Here is a 17,081-nt window from a genome sequence, read left to right as displayed (position 1 = left end):
ATGAACGATTCTCTTGTCTTCTCTTAACAGTAGGAGGTATTTCTAATCATGAAGAGACTGCAAGGGAAAATTGCCATCGTCACTGGCGTAAGCCGTCCTGGGGGAATCGGAGCCGCGATATGCCGGACATTGGCTCGCGAAGGTGCCGATCTATTCTACACTCATCTATATGATTATGATAAAACAATATATCCGAATGACGCAGACAAGAGTTGGCCAAATTTATTTGCCGACGAACTTCGCCAGTTGGGCGTTCAAGCCGCACATATGAATTTGGACTTAGCCGATTCCGGTTCGGCTGTCAAACTGCTGCAAGAAGTCCGAACTACGATCGGGCTTCCGACAATCCTTGTCAATAATGCTACGTATAGCGTCGATGCCGATTTTCGTCAATTAAATGAGGCTCTTATCGATGCCCATTGTGCTGTCAACATCAGGGGGACTTTCATGCTATGTGCCGAATTCGCTCGTATGCTTGAGTCAGAGCAACGTGCACATACCGACGGGTTACTCGGCGGAAGAATCATTAATCTTACCTCCGGCCAAGGAAAAGGCCCAATGCCCGGTAATCTCATCTATGCCGCAACGAAAGGAGCCATCTCCGTTTTCACCGAATCATTGGCTGCAGAGCTGGCTCCGCTTCATATCACTGTGAACGCTATCGATCCCGGTCCTACCGATTCGGGCTGGATGTTCGAAGAGGTGAAAACAGCCCTGCTTCCGAGATTTCCGATGGGGAGGATCGGTCTTCCTGAAGATGCGGCCCGTCTGATCGCTTTTCTAGCAAGTGAAGATTCACAATGGATTACCGGACAAATTATTCATTCCAGAGGCGGATTCTAAACACTGAAAAAATAAGAAGGCAGCCGGTCATTGTGATCGGCTGCCTTTGTTAACTAATGGACACATAATGGATAAAATACCCTTTCTGTTAATATGACGTAAGATGACATATTAATGATCTACAATGAATGATAAATCCCGAAAGGAGTAACAAATCGTGAAACGTAAAATCATTTTAGATTTAGCCGTTACGTTGGATGGTTTTATTGAAGGGAAGAATGGGGAAGTAGATTGGTGCATCATGGACTCTGAGATGGGGTTTATGGATTTCTTAAATCAAATCGATACGATTATGTATGGAAGAAAAAGTTATGATTTATGGGGGCGATTCACGCCGGATACGGATTCGTCGGATGCTGAGCAAGAATTATGGTCAAACGTTCACAGTAAAGAAAAATATGTGTTCTCCAGGACGCAAAAAGGGAGCGATCATAAAGTAACCTACATCAATAGTCATATTCTTGAAGAAGTACATGCATTAAAGAATAAGCCGGGTAAAGACATCTGGTTATATGGGGGAGCAAGTCTTATTACAACCTTTCTCCAGTTAGGGCTGGTTGATGAATTCAGATTATCGGTTCACCCTGTCATTTTAGGAGAAGGAAAACCATTGTTTATGCATATCAAGCAAAGGTTGAATTTAAAGCTGGTGAAAACAAGACCGTTCTCCTCTGGGGTTGTGCAGCTCGTCTATCATTTGGATGGGAACGAAGTGAACCATTAACCTCGAGGAGAGGCCTTAGTTAAAACATAGCTCTGTTTGATCATTTCATGGATTTCTTCATCTGGTAGAGTGCCGTCAAGAATAATAGAATTCCAATGGTCTTTATTAAGATGAAAGGCCGGAACCACTGCAGTGTATGCCTGCCGTAAGAACTCCAGCATGCCGGGTTCGCATTTTACATTGATCCAAATATGATGTTCTTTTTCAAAAATCCAAGCAAAAACTTTATGGTTATCTTGATGTCGAATCACGGTCCAATTTTTATCACGAAATGGTTGATCCTCATACGAATGGCCCAAACTCAAGCAGTAATCAATGGCTTCCTGTCTATTTCTCATCCATAACTCCCCCAACATATATCGTACAAAATGCCGTGGGTTTAACGGCATTTTTGTGTGCTCTTCTAATCAACATCAGTGTAGAGTTACTCATAACATAACAAATATGATTGTCGGAGGACAAGTCGTAACTGAAGTGAAAATTGATGGGCATCAGACAAATTCAAAGCACACAAGCCTTAGAAATAAACATTAAAGTACATTGCTAAGCTTTTATAAATTGAATTGGGAAGGAACAAGGGTGTGCCGACTTTAACTTAGCACTTGCATCTATGTTGTACAATCCAACTAGATACGTAAAGGAGGAGATCTTTATGGGAATGGAACATCTTGCTTCCACGCCGTACCGAAGCGCAAAGCCCGGCGACATCATTACATTCGGCACTTATCCTCAGTCTGCTGACGGTGCAGACAGATCACCGATTCTGTGGAGGGTGCTGCAAAATTCAGGAAGAGAGCTGTTCATGTTGAGTGAGTACATTTTGGACTGCAGGCGGTATCACGGCGAAAGCGTGGATACGAAGTGGCATGATAGCGTGGATATTACGTGGCATGACTGTGATTTGCGCAAGTGGCTAAACGATAGATTCTATAACACCGCATTTAATGCGAAAGAAAAGGAATTCATAAAGACGACACACTGTTCAGACAATGGAGAAGGCAGTCCGGATACGGAGGATAAAGTTTTTTTGCTTAGCGTTACAGAGATCAAGGAGTTATCTGATATTCACGGAAAGGAGTTACGGCGCGTCGTTGGAACGGATTTTGCCAAATCGAAAAAAAACGATGGATGCAGCTTATATGTATACGATAAAACAAACAAAGATAACTATATCATCAGAAACGGCGAAGAAGTCGGCTGCTCCTGGTGGTGGCTACGAACACAAGGAAACAAGCCTTCGCGTGCGTTTTTTGTCGGTCCAAGCTGCAGTATTCGCAGCTATGCGAATGTCAGTCTCTCCCGTGATGGCGTGCGCCCCGCTTTAAAACTTATACTGAAATAGAAAGGGAGCACCCCAGATTGGTCGGGTTCTAACCCGGATCTTAAAGAACCGCGACGAAAATGTCACAAATCAGCGCCTTATATTGTTATATGTGCAAAATGCAAAGGAGCTGAGGAATGATGAACGACTTGACATGCATCATTATTGGAGGCGGCCATGCAGGGCTTTCAGCGCTTAAAGCGATAAAAGAAACAACCCGGGACATGACGAATGGACGGCGGATTCGATTTGTTCTGTTTGACAAGCAGCCCGGTCATGTGCGCAAAATACTGTTGTTCCGTCCGGCCGTGGGCGAGGAAGAGATTATGATTCCTTGGACGCATTATAGTTTTTCAGAAGGAGTCGAATTCGTCCAAGGAACGGTTACGTCAGTGGATAGCAGGGAGAAGCAGATTCAATATAAGGATGCGCAAGGAGTTGAGGCCTGGATTCGTTATGATCTTTTAGTTGTAGCTGCCGGCAGCGTCGTTCGACGCCCTGATCCTGATCGTGGAGGCATTTCTTTAACCGATCAGCAAACCGCTGCAGTCATCCGGGAGAGCTGGCGCGCCAATCTACGTCAAGCTGTTCAAGAGACAGATGTTAAGGAACGTAAGCGACTGATGACCGTCGCAGTTGCGGGAGCGGGTATCAGTGGCATTGAGACATCGGCTGAACTGGCGCTAGAGATGCAGAAGGAAGCATCTTCACTTGGACTTCATTCGTCCGAAGTCTCTGTCTATTTACTGAATGCGCAGGAGCGGTTATTCCCAAAAGCACCCGAGAAAGTTGGACATAAGCTGGAATTGACGCTCAACAAATGCGGTGTGACCGTGCTTCACAATCGTAAGGCGATAAGAGAGGAAGCAGGCATGGTGACGGTCAGCAATGGTGATCGACTGCCGGTTGGTCTGTGTATATGGACGATAGGCCTGATTCCGAATCCGGACCTTCGAAGTATGGGCTTGCCGCTTACTCCGGACGGTCAAGTGCTGGTGGATGGATCCTATCGCGTGCAAGGGGCAACGGGTGTATACAGCATCGGCGACTGTACGAGAATCGTCGATCCGAGAAACGACATAGCAGATCAAATGACGTGCAAAGAAGGCGGCCTACAGGGAGAACGACTGGGGAAAATCGTTATGGCCGATTTGGAGGGACGCCCCGCTCCGGTTCACAAGAAGGTTCCCTTAGATTTTTTCTGCATTGGACTTGGGAAAAACCGCGGATTGGTGTGGGGACGCAAACGGGGGGTTAACATGATTATAACCGGAAAACTTGCGTGGAAATTTAGGAATATTGCATGGAAAGCAGGCAGTAAACTTTTATAGAAAGAAGAGACCTAGCTTGCAGATAAGAGAAGGTGAGAATCCGAATGGAAGAACTGTACGATCAATATAAAGCGCTCTTGTTCACGCTGGCCTATCAATTAACCGGCTCTGCGGCAGACGCGGAAGATGCGGTGCAGGACGTGTTTGTTAAGGCGCACGACGTACATCCCGAACGCTTGGAGGAGCCGAAGGCATATTTGTGCAGAATGGTAACCAATCACTGCCTTAATCAGCAAAAATCAGCACGGAAGAGACGCGAAATATACGTTGGCCCTTGGCTCCCTGAACCGATTCGGACGCCTGAGGCGGATACCATCGAAACAACCGTTGTCCGCTTCGATCTGCTATCTTACGCCATGCTCGTACTGCTCGAGCGGCTGTCCCCGACAGAGCGGGCGGTTTTCGTTTTGCGTGAAGCTCTTGGCTTCGAATATGCCGAAATTGCCGATCTGATCGGCAAGCGAGAGGCGAATTGCCGCAAGGTGATGAGCCGGGCAAGAAGCAAGATGGGGGTTTCCGAGAAGGAGCCCGTAAAGAACGACGCAGATGAAAAGGAATGGATAAACCGTTTCCTCTTGTCCCTCGAGCAAGGGAATATCGATCATTTGTTGTCTCTGCTTACCGAAGACGTCATGTTCGTTGCCGACGGAGGCGGCAAAGCCCTGGCGTACAAACGACCCATACAAACTCGCGATTACGTGGCCCGAGTCTTGCTCGACGGGTTCCAAAGCATACAGGGGAAACTTCACCTCGAGCCCGCACCTCTTAACGGTGAGACCGGCTTCGTCATCCGATCGGGTGACGAAATTTTGGCGGCGATATGCATACAACTCCGGCACGGAAAGCTTGCCAGAATGTATGCCGTACGGAACCCGGATAAGCTTGCTCGGGTTTAGGTAGCCGAGTGCAGCTCCAATCTAATGACCATTTCGATGAATCAGGACAATTCATTGAAGTGGTCATTTGTTCATGTATCGCAACCTAAGAATGCCGTATCTTTTGCAGTCCCGAGGTTAAGGGACATCATAATTCGAGTAAATCAATCAATACTAGCTGGCCACTTTAAGTTCTCGATCTCTTAATCATCAAATATTGTTGCAATTACAACATTATTTGATTATACTAATCTTTGTTTTTATTGCATTTACAACATAAACGAAAACGAGGGAGTCAATATGAAAGGAATTCTTCGTGAAATTGGAATGATCGCAAGGGCATTAGATTCGATAAGCAATATAGAATTTAAAGAATATGACCTGACGAAAGGACAGTATCTGTACCTTGTACGAGTATGTGAAAACCCAGGAATCATACAAGAGAAGTTAGCTGAAATGATAAAAGTAAATCGAACAACTGCAGCACGTGCTATCAAAAAGCTTGAACTTCATGGCTTTATTGAAAAGAAAGAAGATCAACATAATAGAAAAATCAAAAAACTCTTTCCAACGGAGAAAGGGAAACATGTTTATCCTTTTATAAAAAGAGAACATGATTACTCCAATACGGTTGCATTAGAGGGGTTTTCCGAAAGTGAAGTAGAAGTCATGTTTAATCTGCTGCAAAGAGTCAGAAAAAACGTTGAAAAAGACTGGGAGTTTGTAAAAAAGGGCAACAAGAGATTGTATTGAATTACTAAATGGAGGAGAAACCAATTGACTCTAAAAATAAGAAAATGCACGTTAGAGGACCTAGGCTTACTTCAAGACATCAGTGTTGAGACGTTTAATGAAACATTTAAAGATCAAAATTCCCCTGAAAATATGAAAGCCTATTTAGAAAGAGCATTTAACTTAAACCAATTAGAAAAAGAGATATGCAATAGCTCTTCGGAGTTCTATTTTATTTATTCTAATGGGGAAATCGCCGGGTATTTAAAGGTAAACACCCATGATGCTCAAACTGAATGGATGGGCAATGATTCGCTTGAAATCGAGAGGATATATATTAAGGGCATATATCAAAAACATGGACTTGGCAAGTTTCTGCTGAATAAAGCCATGGAAATCGCGATGGAACGTAATAAAAAGAGCGTTTGGCTAGGCGTATGGGAACGAAATGAAAATGCTATTGCTTTTTATAAGAAAAAGGGGTTTGTTCAAACAGGAACCCATTCTTTCTATATGGGGGATGAAGAACAGAAGGACTTTATCATGACCAAAACATTCATAGAGCACTGAAATAGCGTTCAGCTATTAACGTGGTTAGATAATGAGGAGGTTGTACGATGGGTACTGAAATTGACAAAATTCATCATGTCGGGCATGTTGTCCAAGATATGGAGACGGCATTGGAGCTGTATCGTAAGCTAGGCTTCGTATGCACGCCGCCGGCGTATCCGACGATGCCCATCTTATACCACTTTCGGCTCCTCCAGCCGTAAGATCTAGAATCATAGCTTCGATCAAACGGACGGTTGCGACGATCTCCGGATGTCTTGCCCGCTTTGAGGGAACACATATTTTGGTCTTCTCCACTTTTGATGCAATCACTTCTGCGGCTCGTCTGGAACAGGGAAAAGTCGGACATGGAGGTGTCAATACCGTACAACGTCCCGTGGAGACGATGACCGGTACACAAATGGTTCCTGTACGTTTATTGGAAGTCGATGACGACCAAGTGTCCGAAGGACGGTTGGCATTTGCCTAAAATCCACCTTCGAATGTATTGAAGACAAAGATTCATACGGATCATCCGAATGGCGCAATCGAGTTAGTCGAAATGATTTTGTGTGTCGAGGATCCTGAGCTTATAGCATGTGTGGAGCGGTATCAACTTTATTTGGGAGTCGAGCCGCAAACAGAAGGGAGGGAATTAGTATTAGATCTCGGTGGTGGACGCATTACGATCATTTCCAAGTCCCATTTAACCGATTTGCTTCCTGGAGAAGCGCTCCCTTCTTTACCTGGATTTGTTGGATATGTGGTAAAAGTGTGCGATCTTCCTGTCACGCGGCTGTATCTTGAATCGAAAGGCTTTTCTGTGCTCGAGACGGCAAGAGGTGATGTTTTTGTACCGGGCGCCTCACTTCATGGAACCACGCTCATTTTTAGACAAGGTTGAGAATTTCGAATTCCATTCGACGTCGCTATTGCTCCTCTTCAATTTGTAAGCGTAGAACTTCATGTTCTGCGCTTTTTATTATTTCTGTATCTTTTCGTGTGAAAAATATAGATAATATAGGCTGTTTTGTTCCATTTAAGTATGTACATTTGCAGCAGAAGGAAGGGGAGGACTCTGTTGTGGGCTGTCTAAAACTTAATTATTGAATAAAAAATTTATTGACAATATAGGATAGGGGGGTATACTATAATTACAAAACTCACCGGTAAAAAATGGTTTGAAATTAACCCACTCTCTAAGGCGGCCGTCGTGAGCGTTAATTTATTGGATCAATTGAAACTGGTGATATGTAGCTAAAGGAGGTTGAATTTATAATGTCAAAACAAGGGCAGGTTCTTTCACAAGCAGATCCAAAACGATGGATGGCACTAGCATTGTTATGTCTTGCGAATTTTATGGTGATTATGGATACATCGATCATCGGAGTTGCATTGCCAGCAATCAAAGAAGCGCTTGGATATACTCAGGAAAGTTTACAGTGGGTCTTTAATGCTTATGTGATTTTCTTTGGTGGTCTGCTGCTACTCGGCGGCCGACTATCAGACCTCTTTGGACAACGGCGCATGTTCATGTGGGGCTTTATGATTCTCACAGTTGCATCCTTACTCGCTGGTTTTGCTTGGAACGAAGAGTCACTAAACATCGGTCGTGCACTGCAAGGATTCGGTTCCGCGTTAATAGCACCTTCAGCTCTAACCATCGTGATGATGTTATTCAGCGGTAATCCTAAAGAATTGGGTAAAGCACTGGGGTTCTGGGGTGCTTCGGCAGCTGCTGGAGGATCAGCAGGGGTATTTCTGGGTGGTGTTATAACGGAGTGGTTAAGTTGGCAATGGACCTTTCTAATTAATGTACCTGTCGGTATTGTCGCCTTACTTTTATCTCCTGGTCTTTTAGCAAAAGGTATACGTAGAAAAGGAAGCATTGATGTCGCAGGATCGATCTCGGTTACAGCATCATTGGTTCTAATCGTTTACGGTATCGTAACGGCAGAACATAACGGATGGGGAGCACCGATCACACTGTGGACTCTTATCGCTGGGGTAGTACTGTTTATCCTTTTCCTCATCATTCAGCTAATCAAAAAGGAACCGCTTGTACCCCTTCGAATCTTTAAGGCGCCTAATCTGGCCGCTGGTAATATCGCGCTTATCATGTTATCTGGTGGTTGGATACCGTTATGGTACTTCCTGAATCTATATATGCAGCAAGTACTAAAGTTTTCAGCATTCGCCGGAGGGGTTGGACTGCTTCCGATGACTATTTTGATTGCCATCTTCATGATCGTAATTACGGGCAAATTGATCGGTAAATTCGGTATAAAAGCAAACATTGTGATTGGATTGACTGCGCTTGGAGGCTCAATGCTCATGTTCTCGACTAACACGCCTGTGGATGGCAGTTTCCTTATCAATGTACTTCCAGCTTCACTATTAGGCGCTCTCGGAATGTCTTTAGCCTATATTCCTTCTATGATGGCCGCTATGTCGGGAGCTAAGCCCGAAGAAGCTGGGCTGGCTTCTGGACTTGCTAATACAAGCTATCAGATAGGATCAGCTATTAGCCTTGCTATCATGGTAGCGATTGCTGCATCAACTACTGCTTCCATATCGGATTCTAATCCTGTGGCAGCACTTAATCATGGTTTTCAGCAAGCTTTCCTTTGGTCTGGAATCGTTGCTTTTGCGGGTGCGATATTAGCCTTGATGTTTATCCGTTCGCCTAAACAGACAGATTCATCAAACGTTCCGAAAGCTATGTAATCGTTGTTCAACAAAACTAAAGAGATGGGTAACCAGAGTAATGACTACTATTATTCAACTGAAGCGTAAAGAGAGAATTTTGCTATCTAGATAGCTCCACTGATTGTTGACGGGATTGATGCCGAGAACGCCCCAGTATATTTGCTGGTCGGTATAAGCACCATTGGTCCCGTTCATGATCTTCACCGAGACGGCGCCGTTTGTCGGCGCAGGAATAGAGGATGGATGAATTTCATTAATGGAGCCGGAAGAAGAGGGAGGTAGGGTGGAACCGGCGGTGTAAGTAAAGACACCAGTGTCGTATGCAGGGGTTCAAGACATTCCCTTTTGCATCATCATAGTTCCTCCTCTAGAATCGGGAAAAAATCAGATTTGCAATTGGGTTCTTAATTCGGATGTGGGTTCAAAGCAAACCTAAAGGCAGCTAATCTACGGATTAGCTGCCTTTGTTTTTGTTCAAGCAACGTTCTTGGATGTGCATATGGCGATATAGAGAGGATTAACCCAAATCCACGAAATCATCGTGCAATCTGCGGAGGCGATAAGCGTTCATGGCGGATTCGCGCAGCTCCTCGAGAATGGTGTAATTGGCCCACGCGCCTGCGACAGCGCCGATCCCAGGAACCATCTGCAGCATCTTCCGAAAGTCCATGGCGTCGCGATACTCGATCTGAAATGTCTCCCAGTCCATATTCTGGGCGTAATCTGCGTCAGAGAGCCATTGTTCCTTTTCCTTATGCCAATGTTTGATGGAATGGAGCAACCTCGCACGGTTTTCCTGCCCTGAAAAGGTCATTTGAAATACCTTGAGAATGAACACCCGCTCGGAGAAGTGTTTGGTGTCATAACTGTAAACATGGGCCAGCTCGAACAAAAATTTCATTTTGATCGCAATTAAAGCTGGAAAGTCCACCATGCTAAACATAATGCCGCCAGCTCCCGTTCCAGCGCCTTCGGCAACCGCAATTTTCTGGTACTGGGCAAACAACTCTTTCGCTTCTTTATCAGCAATCTCCAGATCCAGAGTATGCTGAACCGGACGGCTAGGCGTATATTCCGCTCCGAACAGCGATGTGCGCACGATCGATCGTATGGTGGTCGTAATGATGCTGTGCACCTTCGGGGGAATCAAATGATTGATTCGATTACCGATGGTTTTCGATGTCTTTTCCAACCATCCCGGCGGTTTGAACATTTTTTGTTCCCAGTCGGCAATTTCCCTTCGTACTTGATGTTCGTAATTCATGATCAATCGCTCCTCAAAAATACTTAGCTATATTGTAACGAATATCTCCTTGAATCGAAACAGACCGCGGAAGGCAGGGGTCCTCGACTAAAGTCCAGTTTCACATTGATTTCATGATGAGGAACGGCGACTTCACCCATCACAGCGCGTCCATGCAGCTGCTCCCGGCTGCTGGTGGAGTAAGATTCGTCTGGATTCGTGACTTCTTGCCGGATGAGGCGACACAGCGCATCGAGCCCCTAGTCGAAGAAGGCTGCCAAGCCATTAAGCGATTCCTCCAATCTCTATGACTTTGTTGGCAGGCTCGCGCTGCATGGCAAGGATATGAAACTAACTTGGGAAGGATTAATTATAACTGTAATCTACCTCCAAATATTTATTACAGATGATATAATTCGAAAAGATCGCATGTAAATAAATTGAATAATCGAGATATATTTTCCAAATTAAAATACATGAAATAGCTAAAGGAGAGATGCTATGAATTATAATGAGGTTGTTAAAATCAGCGATGCATGTTTACTTCCATTAGTATCCGAATTGTACGGGTTGGAGGGTTATGAAATCCAGCTGATTCCAGCGCATGATGGAGGGCGAAATGTCGTTTATACCTGTGAGAAAGAAGGCGCTGGTGCAAAAATAATAAGGATCGCATTCTTACCTGACAGAAGCCAGGAAGATTTTCTGGGTGAAGTAGAATATGTTCGGTATCTATTCGAGCATGGAGGCAGTGTCTCCAATGTAATCAGCTCCCGGAATGGGAAACTGCTTGAGGAGATCACCCACCATAATCATATCTTTTTTATCTGCCTGTTTGAGAAAGCTAAGGGAAAAATGCTTGTAGAAAATCATTATCGGTACCGGGAAGGTGCTCCCATTACCGAATATTATTATAATTGCGGTAAAGTCCTGGGGAAACTGCACCAAATATCAAAAGGGTATACACCTGTCCATCGACGGCATCATTTTTTTGACAAATTCAATGCCGAATATATCGATAAACTAGTACCCGACTCGTTATCTCTGCTCAAGGAGAAGCTCACAGAGCTTCTTACAACTTTGAAAGGATTGGACAGAAACCAGGAAACTTTTGGTATGATTCATTTTGATTACAATGATGGGAATTATTCAATAGATTTTGATACCGGGCAAATCACCGTATATGATTTCGATAATTCAGGTTTCGGTTGGTATATGTATGACCTGGCCGATCTCTGGACACACGGAGTGGGCTGGATTCAATTCGAACCAGACGCCGATAAACGCAGAAAGTTTATGGATGATTATTTTGAAACCGTCCTCGCGGGATACAGATCCGAGACTGAAATCGATGATTCTATGTTGGATAAACTGCCCTTATTTATCAGTGTAACCCTCATGGAAAATATTGTGGATGCATTCGAGGTGATGCAGAACAACGGTGCGGAGTTGGAGTGTGACGAGGAGCTGTCGTATCTTATAAAATGCATGGAAGACGATATCCCGTATAAAGGATTTTTCCATGATATTTACTCTTGTGAAGAACCCTTTGAGTATGAGGAACGAAAGATTTAGCCTTCTAGGTGTAAAGATTGCATTCCAAAGGCAGTAACCGATCTAAGCTGTACAAACAAGAGAGCGCAAAAGGCTTATGAATGCCATGTGCTCTTTTTATTGATTTTATATTACACTACTGTTATATTATACACGTGGAATATTTATGAAGAGAGGAACTTTCTGGTGAACCTTTCTAATGTAGAATTTATGTTGCTTCAGATCCTTGCTGAATTGGATCAAGCTTCAGGATACGATATCAACAAATTAATCGATCAGCGCGGCTATCGGCAGTGGGCGAATATTGGCACGACTTCGGTGTATACGGGACTTAAAAAATTGAACGGAAAAGGAATGATCATGTCAGAACACTCCGGTGAAAAATCTGGAAAAGGACCGATGCCGACCCGATTTGTTATTACGGAGAGTGGAACGGCTGCGCTGAAGGACGAAGTCTTATCCAGTCTCTCCACGACGCGGGAGCGGGACCAGCGTTTTGATCTTGGACTAGCGGCATTACCATTCATTGAGAAAGACCAAGCTATTGAAGCTTTGCGAAAGAGGGCGGAACTTCTTAGTGAGGCACTAATGAACATTAAACAAACCTACGAATCGCAGGGCGGCGCACAGCTGCCGCTTCACGTGAGATCATTATTTCAACATCCGCTGAATCTCATCGAGAGCGAACGTACATTTGTGATGAGTCTAATCCATGAATTGTCGGAAGAGAGGAATTAATATGTCCCATATCATTCAGGATTTTGTTCCGTATGATGGAACACATTGTGAGACCACGGCAGTTGGCAATTTGCTTCAATATGCAGGCATACGGCTGTCGGAACCGATGTTATTTGGACTGGGGGAAGGTTTGGGTTTTATTTATTGGGATTCGAAAAATATGGACTTTCCTTTTATCGGGGGCAGGGCAAAAACGGATACATTGACAACGCGTATAGCAACCAGACTTAACTTAACCCTCAACGTTCAAGAAACAACTTCGATTGATAAAGCGAGGAAAAACGTACAAAGCTTCATTGAACGAGGAATTCCGGTCGGGCTTAAATTAGACTCCTATTACTTGGATTACTTTACGAGTAAAGTTCACTTTGCAGGCCATTATGCGGTGATCTATGGAATGGATAGCAAATACGCATATATGGCGGACACGCGACAGCAAGGTGGACTTTCGTCGACACGTTTAGATCATCTGGCCATGGCCAGAAACGCCAAAGGTCCCATGAGTTCCAGAAATCGTTCCTTCACGGTCGAATCCATCGGCGATCTTCCGTTGATGGAACCCGCTGTCCGTTCGGCATTGGTCCAAAATGCATATGACTATTTGAATCCGCCCATCCGCAACGCAGGCAATAAAGGTATCATAAAAATGAGCAGCGAAATCTTGAAATGGCCGTCCCGCAGTAATAACTTTCAGCAAGATCTGTGCCTGACTGCGTTATTAATGGAGAAGGGCGGAACCGGGGGCGGGCTTTTTCGAAACCTATATCGGGATTTTTTAAAAGAAAGCGCGGACTTGTTAGGCGATCCCAAAGTAGAGAAAGCTTACTTGCAGTTCGCTCAAATCGCTCCCATGTGGACCGGCGTTTCATCCATGATCGACCATGCCGGGAAGACAAGAAGCATCGAGAGCTTGAAACAAGCCTCAAGCCATTTGCTTGAGATAGCGGATAAAGAACGTAAAGCCATGGAGTTATTGTTGTAACTTGGTTTTCATGGCCCGCCCTGGTTGAAGTGGGGATACCGCTTAAGAGAACATGTACGTTGAACAGGCCGCAATGATGCGGCTTTTTTGTATACACGATGTTTAAGTCTACTAAATGATTTTCAATTCGCTTTACCAAATGAATATAATTGTTTTCATAGGAACAAAATACTACAATTGGCTTAGCGTTAACAAAACAAAATTGGCGATATTGAGATTATGCAACTTGTCCAAATTAACAGCCTAAGAGAGTAGGAGAGGGGGAACTGCAATGAACAACAATGAATTAAAGAGGGGGCTCGAAGCTCGTCATATTCAGATGATTGCTTTGGGCGGCACAATCGGTGTCGGATTATTTATGGGCTCGGCAAGCACAATCAAATGGACAGGACCATCGGTGATGCTTGCGTACGCAATTGTAGGAATATTTATATTTTTCATTATGCGCGCGATGGGGGAAATGCAGTACGTAGAGCCGAGCACGGGGTCGTTTGCGACCTTTGGCCATAAGTACATTCATCCTTTGGCAGGGTATACGACGGCTTGGAGCAACTGGTTCCAATGGGTTATTGTCGGGATGGCAGAGATCATTGCCGTTGGGACATATATGAAGTACTGGTTTCCGGAGTTGCCCGCTTGGATACCAGGAATCGTCGCCATGGCGATTCTCGGTGCAGCAAATCTATTCTCTGTGAAGTCATTTGGTGAGTTTGAGTTTTGGTTTTCGATGATTAAGATTGTAACCATCATATTGATGATTGTTGCAGGGTTGGGGCTGATTTTCTTCGGGATCGGCAACGGCGGCAATGCGATCGGATTATCTAATCTGTGGGAGCATGGGGGCTTTTTTGCCGGCGGATGGTCGGGGTTTTTCTTTGCTCTTTCGCTGGTGATCGGGGCCTATCAAGGTGTCGAACTGATCGGAATAACAGCAGGTGAGGCAAAAAACCCGCAAAAAACGCTAATGAGGGCGACGCAAAGCATCATTTGGCGGATATTAATTTTCTATATTGGCGCTATATTTGTAATTGTAACGGTCTACCCTTGGAATCAATTGCAAGCCATCGGCAGCCCGTTCGTTGCAACATTTGCGAAAATCGGCATTACTGCAGCGGCGGGGCTGATCAACTTTGTTGTCATCACCTCTGCCATGTCAGGTTGTAATAGCGGGATTTATAGCGCAGGACGCATGCTTTATACATTAGGCGTCAATGGACAGGCACCGAAAATATTTACGAAACTGTCCCATAACGGCGTGCCCCTGCTGGGAACGCTTGGCGTACTTGTGGGGCTGGGCATTGGTGTATTTTTAAGCTATATCGCACCGGAAAATCTGTTTGTGCACGTATACAGCGCCAGCGTACTTCCCGGTATGGTACCGTGGTTTGTCATTCTGATCAGTCAAATCAAATTCAGAAAAATCAAGGGTGCTGCATTGGAGCATCATCCGTTCAAAATGCCTTTTGCTCCAGTGACAAACTATGTAACCATCGCCTTTTTGCTTATGGTACTGGTCGGTATGTGGATGAACGATGAGACTCGCGTTTCCCTGATTATCGGCATTGTTTTCTTAGGTATCGTTGTAATTAGTTATTTTGCTTTAGGAGTTGGCAAGGCTGCTCCAATAAATCCTCAAACCACTCAAGAAAATAGCAACAAATAAATTGGTCAACATCCATTGGATGAAACCAATAAACATCCCATTCTCACCAAAAAGAGGAATGGGATGTTTATTTTTAAGGGTCCAATCCGTTTCAGATGAATACGTTTCCTTGTCGCTCGTGCGAAGCAGGGGATAGCCGGCAACTGGCCAGCACAAAAACAATCGGATTTGAATAGCTGCAGCTTACGGACAGTATTGGCTTAATCATTCTTTTAAACCTGAAACGACTTCATCCGGTATTTCCCTGATCTTAATATCTCCACCAAGGAATAGCAGCCAATTGGTCATTTCGGTTAATTCTTCTAAATGAAGAACATCGATAAAAGTCTTTAAAGTGGCGGTGGTTTGGTACGGATTCGTATAAGAAATTGAAACTTTTAAAGGATGGTATTTTTTGAACTGAGCAATCGCCTTGGGGCCAAGATCAAGGACGAGATTGATAATCTCTTCCTGCTTACTTAGTTGCTCTAGAATCTTTTTCTTACTTATTCTTTTTTTCTCAGGGTATGGTTTTACGTCGGTGAGATTGTCGACAGGAATAATCCGCCTCTTCCCCTCCTCTAAGTCAAAACCTTCGATTTGCCATAGGCTTTTTTCACGATAAAGATGCAAGAGATAAATGGGATAAGACTTTAATATCTTCTCTTCCTTGATGGAAACCAATAAATACCTGTCCACCAGAAGGATCTGGATGAGTTTTTCTAACATCGGATGGGGCAGGTCAGACAGATCAAGCAGGTCTGGATTATGAGGGTTGGTCCCTTCAAAAAGCAATATTTGATTTAACAGAACAAGGTCATCTTGCTGGTTTTCCGAGATGAGACCTAGTAATTTTTCTGCTAAAGATTGACGACTCTTCAGATAAGGGAGTTGTTGATTTCTTGTGGCCATAAAGGCTATAAATAGAGCTTTAATTTCATTGTCGGTAAAGCGGACCGTGGGCAGGACAGAGTTGTTCATGACAAAATAACCCCCGTCCCTACCAACTTCAGCGACAAGCGGCATCCCCATAGCTTCGATTTCTCTAATATCTCGAATCGCTGTCGAACGAGATATGTTAAATTCCTGCATGATTTCAGAAATGGTAAAGTGGGCACGATTGTTAATATACCGCATAATGATATTGATCCGTTCAACTTTTTTCATGGAGTCTCCTCTAAACAGTATCATTTTTTGACATGATTTAAGGTTATTATAAACCTATCAAGTGAAAAGACAAATCATTTGATAAAAATAAAAAAAGAGGTAGGGATTGATTATGACAACAAATTATACGCTTGAGGAAAAAGACAGCTTTATCGTTTTGGGAATTGGGACTGAGCTTCAGAGCGATTATACAGACTATGCTGGCATAAACAAGGAGAAGGCAGACTTTTGGGAGGCAGTGAAACAAGATGGAAGCCTTGACACGTTAAAGGCTGTTGCCGCAAATGACTACATTTTTGCCGTGAACGAAGCGGTGAATAACAAGATGATGTATTATGCTGGCGTCATGACAGAGACATCTCTACCCGAAGCAACGAGGGTTATTCAGTTTCCTAAAGGGGAATACCTCGTAGTAAAAGGGGAAGGGAACACGGCAGATGAGTTGAGTAATAAACTTACTGGCATTGCCTTCGGACAAGTATTGCCTGAAGCTCAGAATTTTGCCTATGTCGGCGGACCAAACGCAACGGTAGAGATGGGGCAGCGAGACGGATTGGTATTTGGTGAGTTGTGGATTCCTGTTGTTAGGAAGTAAGTGGATGCTCCCGATGCAAGCTTTGCTCGATCAGGTTCTATGAAGTACGCTCACCAAACTTTTAGGAGGGATGAAC

At 44.3% G+C, this 17,081-nt stretch carries 20 protein-coding genes and 1 pseudogene; 16 read left to right on the top strand and 5 right to left on the bottom strand.

Features of this window, described 5'->3' with window-relative positions:
- Positions 1 to 48: 48 nt before the first annotated feature.
- Complete coding sequence (locus ACQKPA_RS21790; protein WP_427494601.1) at positions 49 to 843, top strand: SDR family oxidoreductase; 795 nt, start codon at positions 49 to 51, stop codon at positions 841 to 843.
- Between the two features lie 157 nt (positions 844 to 1,000).
- Positions 1,001 to 1,567: a dihydrofolate reductase family protein gene (locus tag ACQKPA_RS21785; RefSeq protein WP_427494600.1), complete on the top strand. Its 567-nt coding sequence runs from the start codon at positions 1,001 to 1,003 to the stop codon at positions 1,565 to 1,567.
- Here the strand turns inward: ACQKPA_RS21785 and ACQKPA_RS21780 are convergent.
- Positions 1,564 to 1,905, bottom strand: coding sequence for an MmcQ/YjbR family DNA-binding protein (locus tag ACQKPA_RS21780; protein ID WP_427494599.1), 342 nt, complete (start codon positions 1,903 to 1,905; stop codon positions 1,564 to 1,566). The genes ACQKPA_RS21785 and ACQKPA_RS21780 overlap by 4 nt on opposite strands.
- A gap of 314 nt (positions 1,906 to 2,219) precedes the next feature.
- On the opposite strand from ACQKPA_RS21780, the gene ACQKPA_RS21775 reads away from it, so the two are divergent.
- From ACQKPA_RS21775 to ACQKPA_RS21735, 9 genes are all read left to right on the top strand, one after another.
- Positions 2,220 to 2,909: a DUF6273 domain-containing protein gene (locus ACQKPA_RS21775; protein WP_427494598.1), complete on the top strand. Its 690-nt coding sequence runs from the start codon at positions 2,220 to 2,222 to the stop codon at positions 2,907 to 2,909.
- A 116-nt stretch (positions 2,910 to 3,025) separates the two neighbouring features.
- Positions 3,026 to 4,219: an NAD(P)/FAD-dependent oxidoreductase gene (locus tag ACQKPA_RS21770; RefSeq protein ID WP_427494597.1), complete on the top strand. Its 1,194-nt coding sequence runs from the start codon at positions 3,026 to 3,028 to the stop codon at positions 4,217 to 4,219.
- Positions 4,220 to 4,263: 44 nt separating this feature from the next.
- Entirely contained in the window at positions 4,264 to 5,115 is an 852-nt protein-coding gene (gene sigJ, locus ACQKPA_RS21765; RefSeq protein ID WP_427494596.1) for an RNA polymerase sigma factor SigJ, read from the top strand.
- A 279-nt stretch (positions 5,116 to 5,394) separates the two neighbouring features.
- Positions 5,395 to 5,847, top strand: a complete 453-nt coding sequence (locus ACQKPA_RS21760; RefSeq protein WP_427494595.1) for a MarR family winged helix-turn-helix transcriptional regulator — start codon at positions 5,395 to 5,397, stop codon at positions 5,845 to 5,847.
- 24 nt (positions 5,848 to 5,871) lie between these two features.
- Complete coding sequence (locus ACQKPA_RS21755) at positions 5,872 to 6,396, top strand: GNAT family N-acetyltransferase (RefSeq protein WP_427494594.1); 525 nt, start codon at positions 5,872 to 5,874, stop codon at positions 6,394 to 6,396.
- A gap of 47 nt (positions 6,397 to 6,443) precedes the next feature.
- Complete coding sequence (locus tag ACQKPA_RS21750) at positions 6,444 to 6,599, top strand: hypothetical protein (RefSeq protein ID WP_427494593.1); 156 nt, start codon at positions 6,444 to 6,446, stop codon at positions 6,597 to 6,599.
- 80 nt (positions 6,600 to 6,679) lie between these two features.
- Positions 6,680 to 6,865, top strand: coding sequence for a hypothetical protein (locus ACQKPA_RS21745; RefSeq protein ID WP_427494592.1), 186 nt, complete (start codon positions 6,680 to 6,682; stop codon positions 6,863 to 6,865).
- Between the two features lie 18 nt (positions 6,866 to 6,883).
- Complete coding sequence (locus tag ACQKPA_RS21740; protein WP_427494591.1) at positions 6,884 to 7,279, top strand: hypothetical protein; 396 nt, start codon at positions 6,884 to 6,886, stop codon at positions 7,277 to 7,279.
- A gap of 374 nt (positions 7,280 to 7,653) precedes the next feature.
- Positions 7,654 to 9,102 (top strand): MFS transporter, encoded by a 1,449-nt coding sequence (locus tag ACQKPA_RS21735; protein WP_427494590.1) that lies wholly within the window; start codon positions 7,654 to 7,656, stop codon positions 9,100 to 9,102.
- Between the two features lie 84 nt (positions 9,103 to 9,186).
- On the opposite strand, the pseudogene ACQKPA_RS21730 reads toward ACQKPA_RS21735, so the two are convergent.
- The 3 genes and pseudogenes from ACQKPA_RS21730 to ACQKPA_RS21720 form a co-directional block, all read right to left on the bottom strand.
- A pseudogene (locus ACQKPA_RS21730) lies at positions 9,187 to 9,414 on the bottom strand (glycoside hydrolase family 64 protein); the annotation flags it as partial.
- Between the two features lie 187 nt (positions 9,415 to 9,601).
- Positions 9,602 to 10,348, bottom strand: a complete 747-nt coding sequence (locus ACQKPA_RS21725; protein ID WP_427494589.1) for an EcsC family protein — start codon at positions 10,346 to 10,348, stop codon at positions 9,602 to 9,604.
- Positions 10,349 to 10,487: 139 nt separating this feature from the next.
- Positions 10,488 to 10,613, bottom strand: coding sequence for a hypothetical protein (locus ACQKPA_RS21720; protein ID WP_427494588.1), 126 nt, complete (start codon positions 10,611 to 10,613; stop codon positions 10,488 to 10,490).
- A gap of 215 nt (positions 10,614 to 10,828) precedes the next feature.
- Between ACQKPA_RS21720 and ACQKPA_RS21715 the strand changes: the two genes are divergently transcribed.
- From ACQKPA_RS21715 to ACQKPA_RS21700, 4 genes are all read left to right on the top strand, one after another.
- Positions 10,829 to 11,902: a phosphotransferase enzyme family protein gene (locus tag ACQKPA_RS21715; protein ID WP_427494587.1), complete on the top strand. Its 1,074-nt coding sequence runs from the start codon at positions 10,829 to 10,831 to the stop codon at positions 11,900 to 11,902.
- 162 nt (positions 11,903 to 12,064) lie between these two features.
- Positions 12,065 to 12,619, top strand: a complete 555-nt coding sequence (locus tag ACQKPA_RS21710; protein WP_427494793.1) for a PadR family transcriptional regulator — start codon at positions 12,065 to 12,067, stop codon at positions 12,617 to 12,619.
- A 1-nt stretch (position 12,620) separates the two neighbouring features.
- Positions 12,621 to 13,601 carry a BtrH N-terminal domain-containing protein gene (locus ACQKPA_RS21705; RefSeq protein WP_427494586.1) on the top strand — a complete coding sequence of 327 codons (981 nt, stop codon included), beginning with the start codon at positions 12,621 to 12,623 and terminating at the stop codon, positions 13,599 to 13,601.
- Positions 13,602 to 13,872: 271 nt separating this feature from the next.
- Positions 13,873 to 15,264, top strand: a complete 1,392-nt coding sequence (locus ACQKPA_RS21700) for an amino acid permease (RefSeq protein ID WP_427494585.1) — start codon at positions 13,873 to 13,875, stop codon at positions 15,262 to 15,264.
- A gap of 204 nt (positions 15,265 to 15,468) precedes the next feature.
- Here ACQKPA_RS21700 and ACQKPA_RS21695 read toward each other — a convergent pair whose 3' ends face one another.
- Entirely contained in the window at positions 15,469 to 16,410 is a 942-nt protein-coding gene (locus ACQKPA_RS21695; RefSeq protein WP_427494584.1) for a helix-turn-helix transcriptional regulator, read from the bottom strand.
- Between the two features lie 112 nt (positions 16,411 to 16,522).
- Here ACQKPA_RS21695 and ACQKPA_RS21690 point away from each other — a divergent pair, with 112 nt between their 5' ends.
- The gene (locus ACQKPA_RS21690) at positions 16,523 to 17,005 is read left to right on the top strand and encodes a GyrI-like domain-containing protein (RefSeq protein WP_427494792.1); all 483 of its coding nucleotides are present in this window, start codon (positions 16,523 to 16,525) and stop codon (positions 17,003 to 17,005) included.
- The last annotated feature ends 76 nt before the right edge of the window (positions 17,006 to 17,081 follow it).

This window comes from Paenibacillus sp. NPDC093718, assembly GCF_050279985.1.
In the GTDB taxonomy this organism is placed as follows: Bacteria; Bacillota; Bacilli; order Paenibacillales; family Paenibacillaceae; genus Paenibacillus_AQ.
The sequence above is the reverse complement of the archived record's forward strand: the minus strand, read 5'-3'. Positions and strand labels throughout refer to the sequence as shown.